Annotated in this window: 2 protein-coding genes; both read right to left on the bottom strand. The window is 23.9% G+C overall.

Annotated features, from left to right (window positions below; genetic code table 11):
• Positions 1-347: 347 nt before the first annotated feature.
• Positions 348-848, bottom strand: coding sequence for a helix-turn-helix domain-containing protein (locus tag BUB01_RS22625; RefSeq protein WP_242958474.1), 501 nt, complete (start codon positions 846-848; stop codon positions 348-350).
• Positions 849-880: 32 nt separating this feature from the next.
• Positions 881-1234 (bottom strand): hypothetical protein (locus BUB01_RS23375; RefSeq protein ID WP_159433295.1); only part of this gene is annotated, 354 nt, incomplete at its 5' end.

Below are 1234 nucleotides of genomic sequence, written 5' to 3'. Positions count from 1 at the left end.
ATGAATGAAGGAAGACAAGCTAGTAAGAATTTTGATCCTAAAGCATATGCTGAAAGATATTCAGATTTAAAAAATGAATATGGAACTAATTACAAATTATATTTTAATCACTACTTAATTAGTGGGTTAAAAGAAGGAAGAAATGGAAGACCATAAAAATTACAAATCAAATTATGAATAGTTTAATACAAAAATACAATTATTAGGTATATAGTTATTTTAATATTTAATTAAAATAACTATATACCTTTTTTCTCAAAAAATATACTATTTTTATATAATTTAAAATGTAATAGTATACTGGATATATATAAGTATAATTTAAATCAAATTAAAAGAGTAAGGAGTTATAAAACCTCAAACTCTTTTAATTTATTAAAGTACTTTCTAGAAATAGGCTTACCCATTTCCCATCTTGACCACGTATTATATGTTGTTCCAATCCTATTAGCAGCCTCTGTTAAACTTAAATTATTACTTTCTCTATATTTTTTAAGTATACTAGGAGCATTATCTAAAAAACCAAAATAGCTATCATAAAAATACTTACTTTGTAAATTAAAAAGTCTAGCAAGTTTCATAGAAGTTTCCTTGTTAGGTTTTACAATATTAGATTCATAATAACTAATTATATTTCTAGCAGTAGTTTCTTTAAAACCAAGTTTTAGAGCTAATTCCACTTGGGAGCATTCATTAAGCTTTCTGTGGTATTTTATCCATTCACCTACTATTTTTGGTTTTAATCCACTATGTAATATATATTTGTCATATGCTTTAATATTAATTAGTAATACATTCCAGGTTATCGTTTTTTTGTAACTATAGGTTGTGCTTTGATTATAAAACAACGACTTTTTGGCTAAAAATGGTTCTGCAAATTCTATTTTTTTTTATCACATATAAGGTCAACAATAACATCAAAGGTTTTAGTATTAAAAGAGATGCTTTTAACTACACTTTGAAGCATAAAACGCTTTTGAGTAATATCCTCTATTAAATCAAAGCTAGAATCAAATCTTTTAAGCATATCTATAATCATATAAATATCTTCAAGCTTAGTAGTAACTTCATTTCTATCATTATTAATATTTTCAAGCTCTTGTTTTAAATTAGATACATCAAAATTAATAGTTTCAATTTCTTTAAAAATGTATTTGGATATTTCTTCACTTGGACTTAATGAAAGTTTTTTGATAAGACTAGAAATCAAATTTTGTTTCTCTTCAATTTCATT

The organism is Clostridium cavendishii DSM 21758, from assembly GCF_900141845.1.
GTDB classification, from domain to species: domain Bacteria; phylum Bacillota; class Clostridia; order Clostridiales; family Clostridiaceae; genus Clostridium_AG; species Clostridium_AG cavendishii.
This window is presented reverse-complemented; position numbering and strand designations above follow the sequence as displayed.